This is a genomic window from Shewanella sp. 10N.286.45.A1 (assembly GCF_041470405.1).
GTDB lineage: Bacteria > Pseudomonadota > Gammaproteobacteria > Enterobacterales > Shewanellaceae > Shewanella.
This window is the reverse complement of sequence record NZ_JBFRMK010000403.1, coordinates 1-223: the sequence shown is the minus strand read 5'-3', so window position 1 is coordinate 223 and position 223 is coordinate 1. Positions and strand designations below refer to the sequence as shown.

The following is a 223-nucleotide window of genomic DNA, read 5'->3' as shown; positions in this document are numbered from 1 at the left end:
AAGAAAGAGATATTAGGACTTCATTTATCTGAAAATGAAGGGGCTAATTACTGGTTATCCGTGTTGACCGACCTTCATAATCGTGGTGTTAAAGATATCCTAATAGCTTGCGTCGATGGGCTAACGGGTTTCTCAGAGGCGATAGCGACTATCTTCCCTGAAACAGAGACTCAGCTGTGCGTTATCCATCAAATCCGTAATTCCATGAAGTATGTCGCTTCTA

1 protein-coding gene is annotated in these 223 nt (G+C 42.2%); it reads left to right on the top strand.

Annotated elements, in window-relative coordinates; translation table 11 throughout:
* On the top strand, window positions 1–223 hold a 223-nt coding region (locus AB4238_RS21970), incomplete at both ends, for a transposase (RefSeq protein ID WP_372035715.1).